Annotated in this window: 12 protein-coding genes and 1 pseudogene; 4 read left to right on the top strand and 9 right to left on the bottom strand. The window is 68.3% G+C overall.

All coding sequences use genetic code 11. The features are described 5' to 3' along the window. From FMEAI12_RS40005 to FMEAI12_RS19070, 4 genes and pseudogenes are all read right to left on the bottom strand, one after another. Positions 1 to 1,019, bottom strand: a pseudogene (locus tag FMEAI12_RS40005) (integrase core domain-containing protein); the annotation flags it as partial. Between the two features lie 58 nt (positions 1,020 to 1,077). Then, the gene (locus tag FMEAI12_RS19080) at positions 1,078 to 1,860 is read right to left on the bottom strand and encodes an SDR family oxidoreductase (RefSeq protein ID WP_112107086.1); all 783 of its coding nucleotides are present in this window, start codon (positions 1,858 to 1,860) and stop codon (positions 1,078 to 1,080) included. Between the two features lie 114 nt (positions 1,861 to 1,974). After that, positions 1,975 to 2,346, bottom strand: a complete 372-nt coding sequence (locus FMEAI12_RS19075; RefSeq protein WP_112107085.1) for a DoxX family protein — start codon at positions 2,344 to 2,346, stop codon at positions 1,975 to 1,977. Positions 2,347 to 2,426: 80 nt separating this feature from the next. Next, positions 2,427 to 3,104, bottom strand: coding sequence for an SDR family NAD(P)-dependent oxidoreductase (locus FMEAI12_RS19070; protein ID WP_112107084.1), 678 nt, complete (start codon positions 3,102 to 3,104; stop codon positions 2,427 to 2,429). 128 nt (positions 3,105 to 3,232) lie between these two features. Here FMEAI12_RS19070 and FMEAI12_RS19065 point away from each other — a divergent pair, with 128 nt between their 5' ends. Together FMEAI12_RS19065 and FMEAI12_RS19050 are read left to right on the top strand one after the other, a co-directional pair. Next, positions 3,233 to 3,937, top strand: coding sequence for a TetR/AcrR family transcriptional regulator (locus FMEAI12_RS19065; RefSeq protein WP_112107083.1), 705 nt, complete (start codon positions 3,233 to 3,235; stop codon positions 3,935 to 3,937). A 2,200-nt stretch (positions 3,938 to 6,137) separates the two neighbouring features. Beyond that, the gene (locus tag FMEAI12_RS19050; protein ID WP_112107081.1) at positions 6,138 to 6,749 is read left to right on the top strand and encodes a hypothetical protein; all 612 of its coding nucleotides are present in this window, start codon (positions 6,138 to 6,140) and stop codon (positions 6,747 to 6,749) included. A gap of 161 nt (positions 6,750 to 6,910) precedes the next feature. Here FMEAI12_RS19050 and FMEAI12_RS19045 read toward each other — a convergent pair whose 3' ends face one another. From FMEAI12_RS19045 to FMEAI12_RS39280, 5 genes are all read right to left on the bottom strand, one after another. Beyond that, the gene (locus tag FMEAI12_RS19045; RefSeq protein WP_112107080.1) at positions 6,911 to 8,680 is read right to left on the bottom strand and encodes a SulP family inorganic anion transporter; all 1,770 of its coding nucleotides are present in this window, start codon (positions 8,678 to 8,680) and stop codon (positions 6,911 to 6,913) included. Between the two features lie 433 nt (positions 8,681 to 9,113). After that, positions 9,114 to 10,316 (bottom strand): RNA polymerase sigma factor RpoD, encoded by a 1,203-nt coding sequence (gene rpoD / locus FMEAI12_RS19040; protein ID WP_112107087.1) that lies wholly within the window; start codon positions 10,314 to 10,316, stop codon positions 9,114 to 9,116. Between the two features lie 326 nt (positions 10,317 to 10,642). Next, entirely contained in the window at positions 10,643 to 10,975 is a 333-nt protein-coding gene (locus FMEAI12_RS19035; protein WP_020461889.1) for a helix-turn-helix transcriptional regulator, read from the bottom strand. A 298-nt stretch (positions 10,976 to 11,273) separates the two neighbouring features. Continuing rightward, positions 11,274 to 13,088, bottom strand: coding sequence for a phosphoenolpyruvate carboxykinase (GTP) (locus FMEAI12_RS19030; protein WP_112107079.1), 1,815 nt, complete (start codon positions 13,086 to 13,088; stop codon positions 11,274 to 11,276). Between the two features lie 312 nt (positions 13,089 to 13,400). Continuing rightward, a complete protein-coding gene (locus FMEAI12_RS39280; RefSeq protein ID WP_255565713.1) occupies positions 13,401 to 13,529 on the bottom strand; it encodes a hypothetical protein in 129 nt (42 codons plus the stop codon). Between the two features lie 175 nt (positions 13,530 to 13,704). Between FMEAI12_RS39280 and FMEAI12_RS19020 the strand changes: the two genes are divergently transcribed. Continuing rightward, positions 13,705 to 14,046 carry a helix-turn-helix transcriptional regulator gene (locus FMEAI12_RS19020; protein ID WP_071060311.1) on the top strand — a complete coding sequence of 114 codons (342 nt, stop codon included), beginning with the start codon at positions 13,705 to 13,707 and terminating at the stop codon, positions 14,044 to 14,046. A gap of 40 nt (positions 14,047 to 14,086) precedes the next feature. Further along, positions 14,087 to 15,248, top strand: a 1,162-nt coding sequence (locus FMEAI12_RS19015; protein WP_112107077.1) for a malic enzyme-like protein, incomplete at its 3' end; no start/stop codon positions are given.

Genomic DNA, 15,248 nt, shown 5'->3' with positions numbered 1-15,248 from the left:
GGCGAGTCGGGTGGGTGCTGGCCGAGGGAGCGGTGGGGGCGGTGGGTGTTGAAATGCTCCGCGTAGCTGGTGAGGACCGAGGTCAGGTGCCGTTCGGAGAGGACCAGTAGTCTGTCGGTGCATTCGCGGCGGGCGGTGCCGGCCCAGCGTTCCGCGATCGCGTTCGCCTGCGGGGCTTGCGGGGGTGTGCGCACCACGTCGATATCGGCTCCGGCAAAGGCAGCGTCGACGGAAGCCGTGAATTTCGCGTCGCGGTCACGGATGAGGAACTGGAACCGGTGGCGGTGCTCCTCGAGATTCATCAGCAGGTTTCGTGCCTGCTGGGTGACCCAGGCCGCGGTTGGATGCTTGGTGACCCCGAGAACATGGACGTGGCGGGTGGCGTGGTCGACGACGAAGAACACGTAGATCCGTTGCAGGGACGCGGTGTCCACCGTGAAGAAGTCGCAGGCCAGCAGGCCGGAGGTTTGGGTGCGTAGGAACGTGCGCCAGGAGGTGTCGGCCCGGCGGGGTGCGGGGCCGACGTCGGCGCGGTGCGGGATCCGTCAGACGGTGGCGACTCCGACCGGGTAGCCCAGCCCGGCGAGTTCTCCCTGGATCCTGCGGTGGCCCCAGGTCGGGTTCTCCCGTGCGAGGCGCAGGACCAGCTCGCGGATCTCCCGGCGGACCGGCGGTCGCCCGGGCGACTTCCGCGGGTAGGTCCGTTTGCGTGCGAGGAGGTCACGGTGCCAGCGCAGCACGGTGGCCGGGGTGACGAAGAACGAACCCCAGCAAGCCCGGGGTAGCAGCCGGGACAGGGCTGCGAGGATCAGCCGATCCGCCGGTTCCAGCGTCGGACGGTGGACCTGCCGTCGCAGCACCGCCACCTGGTGTCGCAGGACGAGGAGCTCCACGTCCTTTGCCGTGTCGCCGCGCACGTGGAGCAGCATCAGTCCGAGAGCGTTGCGTGTCAGGGCGTAGAGCAGCGACCACACCATGACCGTCCAGCCTGCCCGACACGGACCCCGTCCGGCAGGCAAACGCACAGGTCACCGCCCAAATCAGGGTTCTGGAGCCCCACAGCGCGAAGCCAGTCGTTCACGGTGCGCGGGAGATCGTCGGACGGCGGCCCGTTGCGCGATCCCGATGCCCGCGAAGGCGATTGACTGCTTCGCCTGGGCCCGACGTGGGCTGGTAGACCTGGGCGGGGTCGAGGGCGAGGTTGGCCTTGGCCTGGGCGGACAGGGCGTCGGCGATGACCTCGGCGTGGCCGGCCTCGATGCCGTCGAGGGTGGCGCGCACGACGTCGGCCGGGTCGTTCTTGTCCATTTCCACACCCGCACCCATGTCGGTGTCCGTCGGGCCGAGGATGAGCCCGGTGACCTGCGTGTTCTGAGAGGCGAGTTCGAGGCGGACGCTGTTGGTCAGGCTCCAGGCGGCCGCTTTGGCCGCGCAGTAGGAGCTGGTGTGTTCGCTGGGGGCCCAGGCGCCTGCCGACAGCACGTTCACGATCGCCCCACCCCCACCTGCCCTCAGAATCGGGGCGAAGGCGCGGATCATGTTCAGCAGGCCGTAGTAGTGGGTGTCCATCTCCAGCCGGATCATGTCCATGTCGCTGGTCGTCAGGTTGGTGAACGTCGCGACGCCGGCGTTGTTGACCAGCAGGGTCACGTCGCCGGCGGCCTTGGCCGCGGCGGCGATGGAGGCCGGGTCGGTGATGTCGAGGGAGAGCACCTCCGCCCCCGGTACGTCGACGCTGTCGGGACGGCGCGCGGTGGCGTACACCTTGGCCACGCCATGTTGCAGGAGCTGGGCGGCGAAGTGGCGGCCCAGCCCGCGGCTGGCGCCGGTGACGAGGGCCACGGAGCCGGCGATCTGCATGTCAGACATCCTTTGCAGGAGAGAAGTGGAAGAGCGGCATCAGCAGCGCCCGATCGTTGAGCCAGCCGGGCACGCGGGCGCGTGGCGGGGGCGGAGCCCCGGCGCGGGAGCGGGTCAAAGGGCGTGGGGTCCGAATCGGCCCCACATGACGACCGCCGTGAGGATGAGCAGCACCGCGTTGAACGCGATGGCCGCCGGCTCCTTGCGACGGGCGTGGAGACCCATGGCCAGGACCATGATGACCGCGAGGCCGGTGGCGGCCAGCGGGGTGAGCACGGTGGCGATGTCGAAGGCACCCGGGAGGATCAGGCCGAGGGCGCCGGCGAACTCGACGGCACCGATCAGACGCACCACCGGGGTCGACACATCGCTCACCCACGGCAGCTGGGGAATGAGCTGCTCGCGGGACCGGGTGGACTTCAGGACGCCGGCGGCCGCGAACGTCGCAGCCAGCAGGCCCTGCGCGATCCACAGGAACACGTTCATCGGGCGGGACCTTCTCTGGAGATCACGCCGCGGCGCGATCAGGGTTCGACGAGGGGCGGATCAGGGCAGCCGGTGCGGTGTCAGCGGCTGAAGACGCGCTCGGCCGCGTCGCGGTGGGTGGTGTGCAGCTCCCAGTAGACGGGGGAGATCTCCTCGGGCTGGGCCACCGGCGCGCCGGGGATGACGGCGGTGCCGATCGACACGTCGATGCCGACGTGGGCGGCCTGGATGCCGGTACCGGCCAGTTCCTTGTGGAGGTTGATCACCCAGTTACGCAGTGCCGCGGCGGCGGCGTTGACATTGGCGATCATCGGAACGGGGTCGATCGAGCCGGCCCCGGTGGTGTAGAGCAGGGTGCCCGCGCCGGCCTCACGCATCGCGGGCAGCACCGCCTTTGTGGCGGTGATGGCCCCGTACAGCTGGAACCCCATCTCGTGCTGCACATGGGACGGGTCGGTCTCGGACGGACTGGTCAGGATGGTGGAGCCAAGCGTCCCTACCGGGGAGTACTCCAGGACATCGATCCCGCCGAACTGCGCGGCGGCGTCCTTGAACGCCTGGGTGAGCCCGTCACGGTCAAGTACGTCGGCGGGGAACGCGGCGGCGGTGATGCCCTCAGCGCCGAGCTTGCCGACGAGCTCGTCGAGCTTGGCGCGGTTGCGGGCGATCAGGGCGACGTCGAGGCCGTGGGAGCCGAAGGTGCGGGCGATGGCCAGACCCAGCTGGGGGCCGGCCCCGACGATGGCGATGGCGGGCATGGTGAACCTTTCGAGAGGCTATATGGATAGGGCTATCCGAATCGGCGATCCGGATGGCCCTATCCGGTTTGCTCGACCACTGTAGCACGAGAACCGGATAGGCCATTCCGATTCGCTAGGCTGGGAGCATGAACCCCGGGGCCCAGCACACCGACGGCACCGCCGAGCCCGCCGCCCAGCCGTTGCGCAGCGACGCCGAGCGCAACCGGGCTCGGATCATCGCCGCCGCGCGGAAGGTGTTCGGACGCGACGGCCTGAACGCCTCCATGGCCTCGGTGGCCCGCGAGGCGGGGGTGGGGATCGCCACCATCTTCCGCCGCTTCCCCAGCAAGGAGGAACTGGTCGCCGCCGTCTTCGCCGACCGGATGGACACCTACGTCGACGCGGTCGCCGCGGCCCTGGACCACCCCGATCCGTGGGACGGATTCGCGGGGTTCATCGAGACGGTCTGCGCGATGCAGGCCGCCGACCGCGGCTTCGCCGACATCCTGACCATGACCTTCCCCACCGCCAAAGCTCTCGAAGCCCGCCGCGCCGAGGCGTACAACGGCTTCCTCGAACTCATCGCCCGCGCCCAGGACAGCGGGCACCTACGCGAGGACTTCACCAGCCGGGACCTGGTCCTCCTGCTCATGGCCAACGCCGGCGTCGTCAACGCCACCGGCGACGCCGCGCCCGACGCCTGGCGCCGTCTCGTCGCCCTGATGATCCAGTCCTTCCAGGCCCCCGCCCGCGGCCCTCTGCCCGACCCACCCGGGGAAGCCGCCCTCTACCAGGCCATGCTCCGCGCCAGCCAGGGCATCACCTCACCCGAACCGGGAAAAGGCAGCTGACGTGGTCAAGCACAGACGATGAGTGATCAGTCGTTTGTCTCAGCGCCACAGGGGGCCAGTGTTCAGGAGTCGCCGACAATCTTCCCATCAACTCGGCGTGGTGCTACGCGGGCACCGGGTCGTCCCCGCACGCGCGCGGGGGTCTCGCAGGGCGGCTGACGCCATCGGACGATGCCAACCACGTCGTTCCGGCACCGGCGGGCAGCGTGAGACGACTGGTAATTCGTGGTTGCGGGGTTCGACGTCCTCCTCGCGCCACGCGACGCTGGCGGCTTGTCGCAGTTCCCGAGTCGAGGGGCCTACTCGACGTCGATGACGCGGCACCCCGTGATCAGCCGGCGAGCCCAGCAGCTGCTCTGGTGGCGCAGGGCTTCTACGCCGCAGGTCACGGCACGGATCGGACTTGCCTGTCCCGCAACCGACTACATAGCGCTACGGGAGAAGCATCTAGTGGCGTGAGCTGGTGAGGCGTTAGCGTCGCTCAGGCGATGGCCGAGATCCGCCGGCATGGGTGCGCATTGTGTGCGCGGATGCTCCGGCACGCCGCGACACTCGCCGGCACTACCCGACAGCGAAAACGTCCTGACCTGGGATTTTGCGGCACTGCGCGGCTCTTCCGGCATGTTCCGACACGTAGCGTTCCGTCTTGTAGTCGAGCGGTTAGGGGTTCGAGTCCCCTCGCCGGCTCCAGACGGATAGCCCCTGACCTGCGATTTTGCAAAGTCATAGATCATCTCATCAAGATCAATAGGGGTTTGGGTGCACATTCGGCGGGTTTGTGCAGGGGACGATCATGAATGGGGCGTCGCCTCAGGGCGCGAGGGCCGGGACCCGCGGTTGAGGCATCGTCTCGGCGATGGTGACGTTCCGTTACCGTCGTGCCGCCTGCTGCCTTGAGATGCGGTAGGGACGTGGCCAGAACGGTGTTCATCGGCTGACGGCGGCCGATTCGCCGTCCCACCCCGGGCCATCGCGGCGCGGGGATCGGACGTTCACGGCCGCCAGGGCCGATCGCGGGGTGGGATGGGTGTCGACGTGTCCGCCCGGGTCGGTGGCGTCCGGGACCTGGCACGTGCGGGCTCGGGTCGTTGACGTGCCCTGGGGCGTCGGGCGGTCGGCGGGCGGCTCAGCGGCGAACAGCGCGACCTGGGAGGCTCCACTGTCCCGGATGCGGACGAGGACCGCCGGACGGGGCCCGGATCGGGCAGGCTGGTCGGTCATCGTGCGGGTTCCTTTCTCTACGCCCTGACATGCAAGGAACGTCAAACGCCGACCCGTCCTCGGCGGCCTGATCAACGAATACGAACGAGCCGCCTAAAACCCCAGGTCAACGCCGATAGTCGAGTTCTGGCACCCCACAGGCCAGAGTCGCTTGACAACGCCATAGAGATGCCCTCCCCGCGAGATCGTTCGCTGCTTGAAACGTTACGTCACACGAGAGATCTACCACGCCCTGCCGACACCGCCAACCACCCCAGCAGCTTGACGAACATAAGGGCGTCAGCGCCGCTCCACCATCTGCCGGCGGAACTCCTCCGTGTACGGCGGCTGTAATCTCGGCACCTGCACTCCTCCCTGGGACCGTTATCCCGAAGCGCCCAGGGGTGAACAGGAACGGGCCAACTTCACTCGGACAGGTGGTGCGACTCGGCTATATCGGTGATCAACCCGCCTGTGACGAAACTGTTGTACAGGTGGGCCGTCCGGACACCGGAGACGGTTGGCTCGCCCAGGTCGTGCAACGGGTCGAAGATGACGGGGCTCGTCTTGTTGTCCGGATGACCGTGCCGGGGACGACGCCGGGACGACTCTGAGCCACCGACTGGCGGTCGATCCCACCGGATGGCAGCGAGCGATCCAAACAATCACCTACTATCACGCAACTGATAATCGGATCGACGCGAACGCTGCGACAAGTCCTACCAAACCTGCTGGTATAGGGCATACAGTCAAGCGATTACCGGTCGGTAGGAGGTGCGGGATGTCTGGAGCGGGTCTCCCACCGAGGGCAGAGCCGCCGCGCCCACCCGCGCCGGGTGCCCCCGCCCCGTACCAGCGTGTGTCCCAGCCTCCTGTGCCGGATGGACCTGTCCCGTTTCAGGGCCCGCCGCGGCCGCCTGTGCCGGGTGGGCCTGCTCCATATCAACGGGCGCCGCAGCCGCAGCCGCAGCCGCCAGGTCAGGTTCCCTGGCCGGTCCGGGTGCTCGTCGTCTGGCCGGCGCGGGCGGTCGCCGCCGTCGTCGTCCTGCCATGCCGGCTGCTCTACGAGCTCGCCCGGCTGATCGCCCGCGGCCTGTGGCTGCTGGTCATCGAGCCAATCGGACGAGCGCTGACCTGGATGTGGCGGCGGCTCGTCGCTCCGGTGGTCCGCGCGGTCGGGTCGTTCCTCCGCTGGCTGTTGACCCCGGTCTGGCAGGCAGTCCTCCTGCTCGCGCGGGGACTGGGGTTTCTTTTCGAGCAGCTGATAGCCCGTCCGCTCGGCTGGTTCGTCCGAACGCTGGTGGTTCCGGCCTGGCGGGCGTGCGCCGCGCTCGTCCGGGCCACCCTCCGGGGCGTCCGGGCGGCACTGCGGGTGCTCGTCGTCGTGCCACTCGCCTGGTGCTGGCGGACGATCCTCGCCCCGGTGGTCCGGGCCATCAGCACGGTGCTACGCATCCTGGTCGTCATCCCCATCGCCTGGTGCTGGCGAGCGGTCGCGGCCGCATTCCGCCTCCTCGTCGTCCAGCCGTGCCGCTGGATCAACCGCACGATCTGGCGGCCGATCCGCCTGGCAGTCGCCGATATCTCCCGGACGCTGACCGGCCGTCGATGATCTGGCAAGGCAGCCAGGTCGACGCCTAGCCCCGGCAGCCGCTTGTCCAGGCCGCGGGCCTGCCAGCAGCCGGCCGCTGGTGGCCGGCCGGCCAGCCCGGCGCGCAGGGCGGCGGTCCGGCCGCCGCGGTGCCGGACTCAGTACGGCGAGCCATCACCCGATCATGCCTCGGGACCCGCCAGGACCGTGGCATCCGCCGGCGCAACAAACCCGGCAGTTGCATTTACGGTTCCTCCTTTTTCCGCGAGAGCGTCGGTGTGGTGAAGATGGTCCCGGGCAGTTTGGATGGCCGCCGCGGCGGAGTCGAACACGTGCCCTTGTCTTTCTAGCCGGTCGAGCAGGCCGATGGCAATCAGGGTCCTTGTGTGTTCGGGCCGCAGGCCCGAGACATAGACCGTGATGCCGCGGTGTTCGAGACGGTCGATGATGTCGCGTAGGACGATCGCGCCGGTGGCATCGATCGCGCTGACCTTGGAAAGCCGGAGGATGAGGACCTTGACGTCCGCGATGGCGGTGAGTTCGGGAAGGAAGCGGTGGGCGGCGGCGAAGAACATGGGTCCATCGATGCGGTAGACAACGATGTGCTCGGTGAGCAGCGCGTGGTCGGCGAGCAGAGCCTGGTCGGCGTCGTAGTGATCGGCCGCGGTCAGGGGTACCTCTTCCAGGCGCGCGCTGCGGGCGATCTGCCGCAGCGCGAGAGCTCCGGCGACGACGAGGCCGAGCAGGACGGCGACGACGAGGTCGAGAGCGATGGTCGCTCCCGCGGTCAGCATCATGACGACCGCGTCGGAGCGTGATGCGCGGCCGAGGGCACGCAGCGAGGCGACCTCCACCATTCGCATGGCCGTGGCGAGGAGGACACCGGCGAGCGCGGCCAGCGGGATACGTGCGACGAGGGGCGCCGCCACGAGCATGATCCCGGCGAGAACCACCGCGTGGGTGAGGGCCGCGAGGCGCGAGGATGCCCCGGACCGGACGTTGACGGCCGTGCGGGCGATCGCGCCGGTGGCGGGCACTCCACCGAACAGCGGAACGACGAGGTTTGCCAGGCCCTGGCCGAACAGCTCCCGGTCGGGGTCGTGCTGCTCGCCGGAGGTCATCGCATCCGCGACGCTGGCGGAGAGCAGGCTTTCCAAGGCGGCAAGTGCGGCCACCGCGACCGCCGCCGTCGCGAGGGTCGGGATGGCGGCGATGTCGAGGAACCCGAGCGAGGGACTGGGCAGGGTCGCGGGTAGCGCACCCAGGGTGGCGACGTCCCACCCACTCGCCGTGACCAGGATCGAGGTGAGGGCCACGGCCACCAGTGAGAACGGCACCGTGGGCCGCAGCCGGGCGCCGACCAGCATGAACGCCACGACCGCGGCGGCGAGTGCGAGCGCGGTCCACTGCGGCCGGTGGGCGAAGTCGGTGATGGCTCCCCAGGCCACGGCGGTCACCGCGTCCCGGTCCTGTGGCTGTACTCCCAACGCGGCGGGAACCTGCTGAAGGAAGATCACCGCGGCAATGCCCGCGGTGAATCCCTCCACCACAGGAGCCGGTACGTAACGCATCGCGCGGCCGACGCGCAGGACGGCGAGCGCGAGCAGGATCATTCCAGCGAGCAGACCGACGGTCAGGACGCCGCCCGGACCATGCTGGTGCACGATCGGTACGAGGACCACGGTCATGGCCCCGGTGGGGCCGGACACCTGCAGGTTCGATCCGCCGAAGACAGCCGCGACGGCGCCCGCGACGATGGCGGTCGCGAGTCCTGCGGCTGCGCCCAGGCCGGAGGAGACACCGAACCCCAGCGCGAGGGGTAGTGCGACCACCGCGACGGTCATCCCCGCGATCAGATCGCGGGCCGGTTGACGGCGCACGGCCAGCGCATCGGCTCGGCCGGGCAGGAGCCGACCAAGCGACGCCACCCACCGCAGGGAGGCGGTACTCATCGTGGCAAGACCAGGGCGCTGGGACGGGCGGGGTTGGTCGGGTACATGAACAATCCGATCAACGTCAGGGTGTGGATCTCCACCCCTTCCGGGAGGGAGATGATAAGACGAATATGTCTTCAATTCGTGATTCCATGGATGCGAGACGGTGCCACCGGCGCGGAGAAGACCGAACCGACCTCGATCCGTGTCTCTGGGTGGTTACTCCTGGAGGTGCCGGCAGACTCCTGACCGTCGCCGTCTGACCGCCGGCCCGATGGGGCCTGGCATGCGCTGTTTCCTCGGACCGCAGCAGCGCGCCGCGGATTCCGGTACCGTCAATGGCGGATGGAGTCCACCTCGTCCCATCAGTCGATGACGCCGGCTACCAGCGCGGGCCCTCGCCCTTAGTCGGACGTCAGACCCCGTGACTACGGTCTCGCCTGAAGCGGGGCTATACCAGGTAGTCGCGTAGTCGTTGTGAACGCGCCGGGTGGCTTAGCTTCGCCAGGGTTCTTGATTCTATCTGCCGGATCCGTTCCCGGGTCACCCCGAATTCCCGGCCTACCTGCTCCAACGTCCTGGGCTGGCCGTCAGTCAGACCGAACCGGAGTTGGATGACCTTCTTCTCCCGCTCGGACAGCGTGTGTAGGACCGAGTCGATTTGCTCCTGCAGGAGGACGAAACTTGCCGCTTCGAACGGCACAATCGCGTCGTTGTCCTCGATGAAGTCTCCGAGCTGGGAGTCCTGCTCCTCGCCGATCGGGGTCTCCAGGGCGAGCGGTGTCTGTCCGACTTTGAGAGCTTCCTCCACCCTGTGCGGGGCGAGGTCCACCTGTGTGGCGATCTCTTCCGGCGACGGCTCCCGGCCCAGATCCTGCAATAGCTGTCGCTGGATCCGGGTGATCTTGTTGATTGTCTCGACCATGTGCACCGGAATCCGGATGGTGCGCCCTTGGTCCGCGATGGCCCTTGTGACAGCCTGCCGAATCCACCAGGTGGCGTAGGTGGAGAACTTGTATCCCTTGGTGTAGTCGAACTTCTCCACCGCCCGGATCAGGCCCAGGTTGCCCTCCTGGATCAGGTCCAGCAACAGCATGCCCCGGCCGACGTACCGCTTGGCGATGGACACCACGAGGCGCAGGTTCGCCTCCACCAGCTTGCGCTTGGCGATCTGACCGTCCTGCTCGATCGCCTCCAAGTCCCGACGCAGCCGCGGGGAGGTCCTTCGGACGGCGGCGAGCTTCTCGGAGGCGAACAGACCCGCCTCGATCCGCTTCGCTAGGTCGACCTCTTCCTCTGCGGTCAGCAATCGCACCCGGCCGATGGCCTTGAGATACATCCGTACCGGGTCCGAGGGGGGCGTCGCAAGCGCGAGTTCCTCTCCCTCACGACGCCGGCTGGGCATGTCTGAAGCGTCCCCGCCCACCTCATCGAGGACCTCGATGCCGTCCTCCGCGAGCAGCCGTAGGACAACGTCGCTGCTCTCTGGCGGCAGCTCCGCTGCGAGTAGCGCAGCGACAACGTCCTCCGGAGTGACGAAACCGTTCTCCTTACCCCGGGTGATGAGATCTCGGACCTTTTCCTCCGCGGCTTCGTCGGGGGCACTCAGATCCGTGGGCGGCGCATCTTCATGTCCGCGGAAAGACCGGCCCATGTCAGTCAGCACCCATGCTCAGCGTCGACGGCAGATTTTTCCAGGAGACCCAGCAATATTCTGACTCGCCGCTGGGAACGGGCCCGCAGCGAGAACGCAGATCGTGGCACCTGCGGAGTCCGGGAAGGCGCGAGGGGCTCAGAGTGTCGACCACCGAGCAGGTCCTCTCCACGTGGCGAAATGTAGCGATGTCTGTGAGAAGTGGACGGTCATTCCAAGCACTGGTTGTTGGCTGGGTCGTGACCGAAAGCCTCTTGATCCTCTTGAGATGAGATTATCGTTTCGATGGTCGTGATCTGCTGTGGTCGTTGACTCCGCCGGAATGTTCAGGGCTCGGTGGCGAGTAGGTCACGCAGCAGGTCGGCCTGCTCATGTAGCACGCCGGTTAGGATTGAGCGGGCCACCGCCAGCAATGTCACGATCTCCGGTGACGCCACCGCGTAGAACACGGTCGTGCCCTGCTTGCGGGTTGTCACCAGCCCGGCGCGGCGCAGCACCCCGAGCTGCTGGGACAGATGCGACGCCTCCAACCCGATCTCGGGCACCAGCTCGCTCACCGACCACTCTCGTTCGCTGAGCAGCTCCAACGCCCGGATACGCGCCGGGTGGCCAAGGGTCCGGAAGAACTCCGCCTTCAGCTGGTACAGCGGCGTCGCCATACGACCTCTCCCTCCAACCTCCAACTACCAGCCGTCCGTCAGGCACGACGCCCGTCCGACAGCTCGTCACACGACTCAATAACCTTACAACTTCATCAGATTGGAGCGGCGTAGTTCAGCTCTCTAACAGCCGTCGATGGAAGACGACGTGGCCAAACCAATGCTGCCGACAGGACACAGCCAGCTAGGCGCGCCGGGGGCAGAGGCGTGGACGAAGCGTCGGTCGGCGGCATTGCTGTCAGGCTGTGGCGGCGGCCGAACCCGTTGGCTCATGGGGAGTGAGGGGTGGGACGTGGTGTCAGCGCAGCCTGTCGGCGAGGGCCGCGAGTTCGACCCAGAGAGCGTCGGGCATGCGGGGGCCGAGGTCGGTGAAGTATCGACGGATCGTGTCGGTTTCGTGTTCCCAGGCGGCACAGTCAACGGACAGGAGCAGGTTGAGGTCGTCTCCGGTCACGTCCAGGCCGTCGACGTTGAGCGCTTCGGGTGGGGGGACCACGCCGAGCGGTGTCACACGGCCCTGCGCGGTCCCGTTGAGTCGGCCGATGATCCAGGCGAGGACCCGGCTGTTCTCGCCGTAGCCGGGCCACAGGTACGCGCCGGTGTCGGGGTGTTTGCGGAACCAGTTGACGTGGTAAATGCGCGGCAGCCGCGCCTCGGCACGGCTGCCGACGGCAAGCCAGTGAGTGAAGTAGTCGCCCATGTTGTAGCCGCAGAACGGGAGCATGGCGAACGGGTCGCGGCGCAGCTCACCGACAGCCCCGGCCGCCGCAGCGGTAGTCTCGGAGGAGACGGTGGCACCGAGGAAGACACCATGCTGCCAGGAAATGGACTCGACGACCAGCGGAACGGCGGTGGCCCGACGGCCACCGAACAGGAGCGCGGAGATCGGAACGCCCGCCGGGTCGGCCCATTCCGCAGCGATCGTCGGGCATTGGCTGGCGGGGGCGGTGAAACGGGCGTTGGGATGCGCGGCCGGCGTCGCGGACTGCGGTGTCCAGTCGCGGCCCTGCCAGTCGATGAGATGTGCCGGGGGGTTCTCGGTCAGCCCTTCCCACCACACGTCTCCGTCATCGGTGCGCGCGACATTCGTAAAGATCGTGTTGCTGTGGATCGTGTCGATGGCGTTGGGGTTGGTCGTCCGGCCGGTGCCCGGCGCGACGCCGAAGAAGCCGGCCTCGGGGTTGACGGCGTAGAGCCGCCCGTCGTCTCCGAAGCGCATCCAGGCGATGTCATCCCCGATGGTCTCGACCTTCCAACCGGGGATGGTCGGGACGAGCATGGCGAGGTTGGTTTTGCCGCAGGCGCTCGGAAAGCCGGCCGCGATGTAATGGATTTTCCCGTCGGGTCCGGTGAGCTTGAGGATCAGCATGTGCTCGGCGAGCCAGCCGTCGTCGCGGGCCATCACCGAGGCGATCCGTAGCGCGTAGCACTTCTTGCCGAGCAGGGCGTTGCCGCCGTAGCCGGAGCCGTAGCTCCAGATTTCTCGTGTCTCGGGGAAGTGGACGATGTACTTGGTGGCGTTGCAGGGCCAGGCGACGTCGGGTTGCCCGGGCTGGCGCGGTGCGCCGACGCTGTGCACGGCGGGGACGAAGAAGCCGTCCTGTCCGAGCTGGTCGAGGGCCGGTCTACCCATTCGGGTCATTACATGCATCGAGACCGCGACGTAGGCCGAGTCGGTGATCTCGACGCCGAGTGCGGAGATCGGTGAGCCCAGCGGTCCCATACAGAACGGGACGACGTACATGGTGCGGCCCCGCATGCAACCCGCGAACAGGCCCCGCAGGGTGATGCGCATCTCGTCCGGGTCGGTCCAGTTGTTCGTCGGACCGGCGTCGTCCCGGCTCCTCGAGCAGATGAAGGTGCGGTCCTCGACGCGGGCGACGTCGCTGGGGTCGCTCGCGGCGTAGTAGCTGCCGGGCCGCTTGTCCTCGGCGAGACGGAGGAACGTGCCCTTGTCGACCAGCTCCGCGCAGAGCTGGTCGTACTCGGCGTCGCTGCCGTCGCACCAGTGAACCCGGTCGGGCCGGGTGAGGTCGGCGATCGTGGCGACCCACTCCAACAGTGCCGGGTGTGTCGTCGGCGTCGACTGTAGGCCCGGGATCGTGACGGGCATCTCCCACTCCTTCGACAGACTGTCAGATGGTTGAACTGTACCTCGTCTATCTGACGAAGTTGTCAGGTTATCGACGACGAAGATCGTCAACATGTCGTCGCGTGCCGGCCGGCGGGCGCCCCAGGCAAGGCGTGTCGCGACGCCTCCGTATCAGCTGAAGGCGGAGTTCTTCCGGCCCCTTGGCCACCCGACGGCATCCGGGCGCTGGAGAGCGGCCGGCGAGGAGCTGGTGCCCGGGGTCGGGTTGGAGGTATCGGACCTGTTCCAGCAGCTGGGAGTAGCGATGGGCAGGATCTCGACGGGCCACCCCTGCTATCCCGGTGCCTGCGGCACGGCCCCGAAGACGCTCCACAGACCGGGCAGCCCCACGATCGCCGGCGCGGGCCCCTCCTCGCTCCCGCCGATCATGTAGTAATTGAAGACTTTGTCAATTGGCGACATTGTGCTTAGCTCATGTGCGGGGCGCTCCGGACGTGGCGGGATCTTCCCGCCCGGTGCCCTCTTGGCGGGACTCTCGTGATCACGTGCGAGGTGGGTCGGCCCCGGGTCCGCCGGGTCGAGTACGCCGTGGGCTATCGAGGTGTGACGCGGTGTCCGGCGAAGGGCGGTGGAGCTGGTGCAGGTACCGCTGTATCAGGCGAAGGCGGAGTTCTTCCGCATGTTGGGCCATCCGGTCCGGATCAGAGTGCTGGAGCTGCTGGCGGACGGACCGGCGCCGGTGCGAGAACTGCTGGCCGCGATCGAGGTGGAACCTTCGAACCTCTCCCAGCAGTTGGCGGTGCTGCGCCGGTCGGGGATCGTGACCGCGACCCGGGACGGCTCGACGGTGGTGTACGCACTGGCCGGCGGAGATGTGGCCGAGTTGATGCGTGCCGCGCGGCGGATCCTCACCGAGTTGCTGACCAGCCAGCAAGGTCTACTCGCCCAGCTGCACAAGGCCGAGACGAGCTCAGCATGAACAGTCCGACCTCCGGCCATGGGCGGCCGGCGGAGGCGAGATGCTGACGCCGGGATCGGCCAGGGCGAACCCGGCGTACAGCATCCGGATCCGGGTCCCGCGGTCGGCGCTGGTGACGGTGCAGGCGATCATCGCCGACGCGCCCGGTGCGGTCCTGTGCCACGCCGACGAACCCGACCCCACCGGTGCCCGCCGGATCATTCTCGACGCCGACGGGTCCAGCACTCTGACCTGGCTCACCCGCACCCTGCGCGGCCGGCTCGGCGCTGACCTCCTCGGCGCCGAGGACCTCGCGTTCCGTGCGGCAGCCACTGGCAAACTCGCCCAGCGGGTCGGCGTCGCCACCGGCACCGGCCACGACCTGGCGCTGTTGGACGCCGACGCGGACCGCCGCATCATCCGCCACCTGGCCGCACATCCGCGGCACACCGACCGATACACCGGCCGAGCACGGCGAGTAGCTCTGCTCACCGATGCAAGCGCGGTCCTCGATTTCGAGCAGCTCACGTCCGCGGCCGCCCTGCCCGCGTTGGAATCCCAGGCCGTCCACCTGCATCAAGCCACCGGACTCGACGTCTTCCCCTTGCCGATCGCCGCCACCGGCGCGGCTGAACTCGCCACCGCGATCGGGCTGCTCGCACCAGGCTTCGCCGCCACCGTCCTAGTCCACACTCACATCCGACACGTGAACGCCGTCCGCGCAGCCCTCACCTCCGCGCCCTACCTGCTGCTGGACACCGTCAACGACGGCCTCGCCATCGGCGTCGCCGCTGCAGCACTCACCCACCTGCGAGCCCGCGCCATCGATCCCCACCATGCCCGGGTCGTCCTGATCGATCCGCCTCGTGGCGGAGACCTCGCCGGCCTGCTGGTCGCGGCGCGCATCGGCGACCTGACCCTCTACGACCCAGTCGCCTACGGCATCGAACCCCTGCACAGGCTCGCCCCCGACATCGATCTGATCATCGATCTACTCGGGCTGGCAGCTCCCCCCGTCGGTATCCCGGTGCTCCACAGCCGCCCGGAGACACCACCGGCCCTCGCCGCAGCCACCACCGGCCCGCGGCCGCTACACGCCCTGCCCGGACTGCTGTCCGCAGCCGTCACCACCCAGCAGCCCATCACCCTGGCCGCTCGCGTCGCCGCCGTGCACACCCTGACCGCGCACACCCCGTCCGGACAGCTGATGCCTCCCCTCGACC

The organism is Parafrankia sp. Ea1.12, assembly GCF_900465275.1.
In the GTDB taxonomy this organism is placed as follows: domain Bacteria; phylum Actinomycetota; class Actinomycetes; order Frankiales; family Frankiaceae; genus Parafrankia; species Parafrankia soli.
Note: the sequence above shows the minus strand (reverse complement) of the source record. Positions and strands in the feature narration are given on the sequence as shown.

Bases quoted from the DNA above. Each gene is read 5' to 3' on its own strand.
- FMEAI12_RS19075 (WP_112107085.1), bottom strand. From the start codon at position 2,346: ATGAACGTGTTCCTGTGGATCGCGCAGGGCCTGCTGGCTGCGACGTTC.
- FMEAI12_RS19080 (WP_112107086.1), bottom strand. From the start codon at position 1,860: ATGCAGATCGCCGGCTCCGTGGCCCTCGTCACCGGCGCCAGCCGCGGG.
- FMEAI12_RS39280 (WP_255565713.1), bottom strand. From the start codon at position 13,529: ATGTCGCCAATTGACAAAGTCTTCAATTACTACATGATCGGCGGGAGC.
- rpoD (WP_112107087.1), bottom strand. From the start codon at position 10,316: ATGGGCCGGTCTTTCCGCGGACATGAAGATGCGCCGCCCACGGATCTG.
- FMEAI12_RS19065 (WP_112107083.1), top strand. From the start codon at position 3,233: ATGAACCCCGGGGCCCAGCACACCGACGGCACCGCCGAGCCCGCCGCC.
- FMEAI12_RS19045 (WP_112107080.1), bottom strand. From the start codon at position 8,680: ATGAGTACCGCCTCCCTGCGGTGGGTGGCGTCGCTTGGTCGGCTCCTG.
- FMEAI12_RS19030 (WP_112107079.1), bottom strand. From the start codon at position 13,088: ATGCCCGTCACGATCCCGGGCCTACAGTCGACGCCGACGACACACCCG.
- FMEAI12_RS19035 (WP_020461889.1), bottom strand. From the start codon at position 10,975: ATGGCGACGCCGCTGTACCAGCTGAAGGCGGAGTTCTTCCGGACCCTT.
- FMEAI12_RS19070 (WP_112107084.1), bottom strand. From the start codon at position 3,104: ATGCCCGCCATCGCCATCGTCGGGGCCGGCCCCCAGCTGGGTCTGGCC.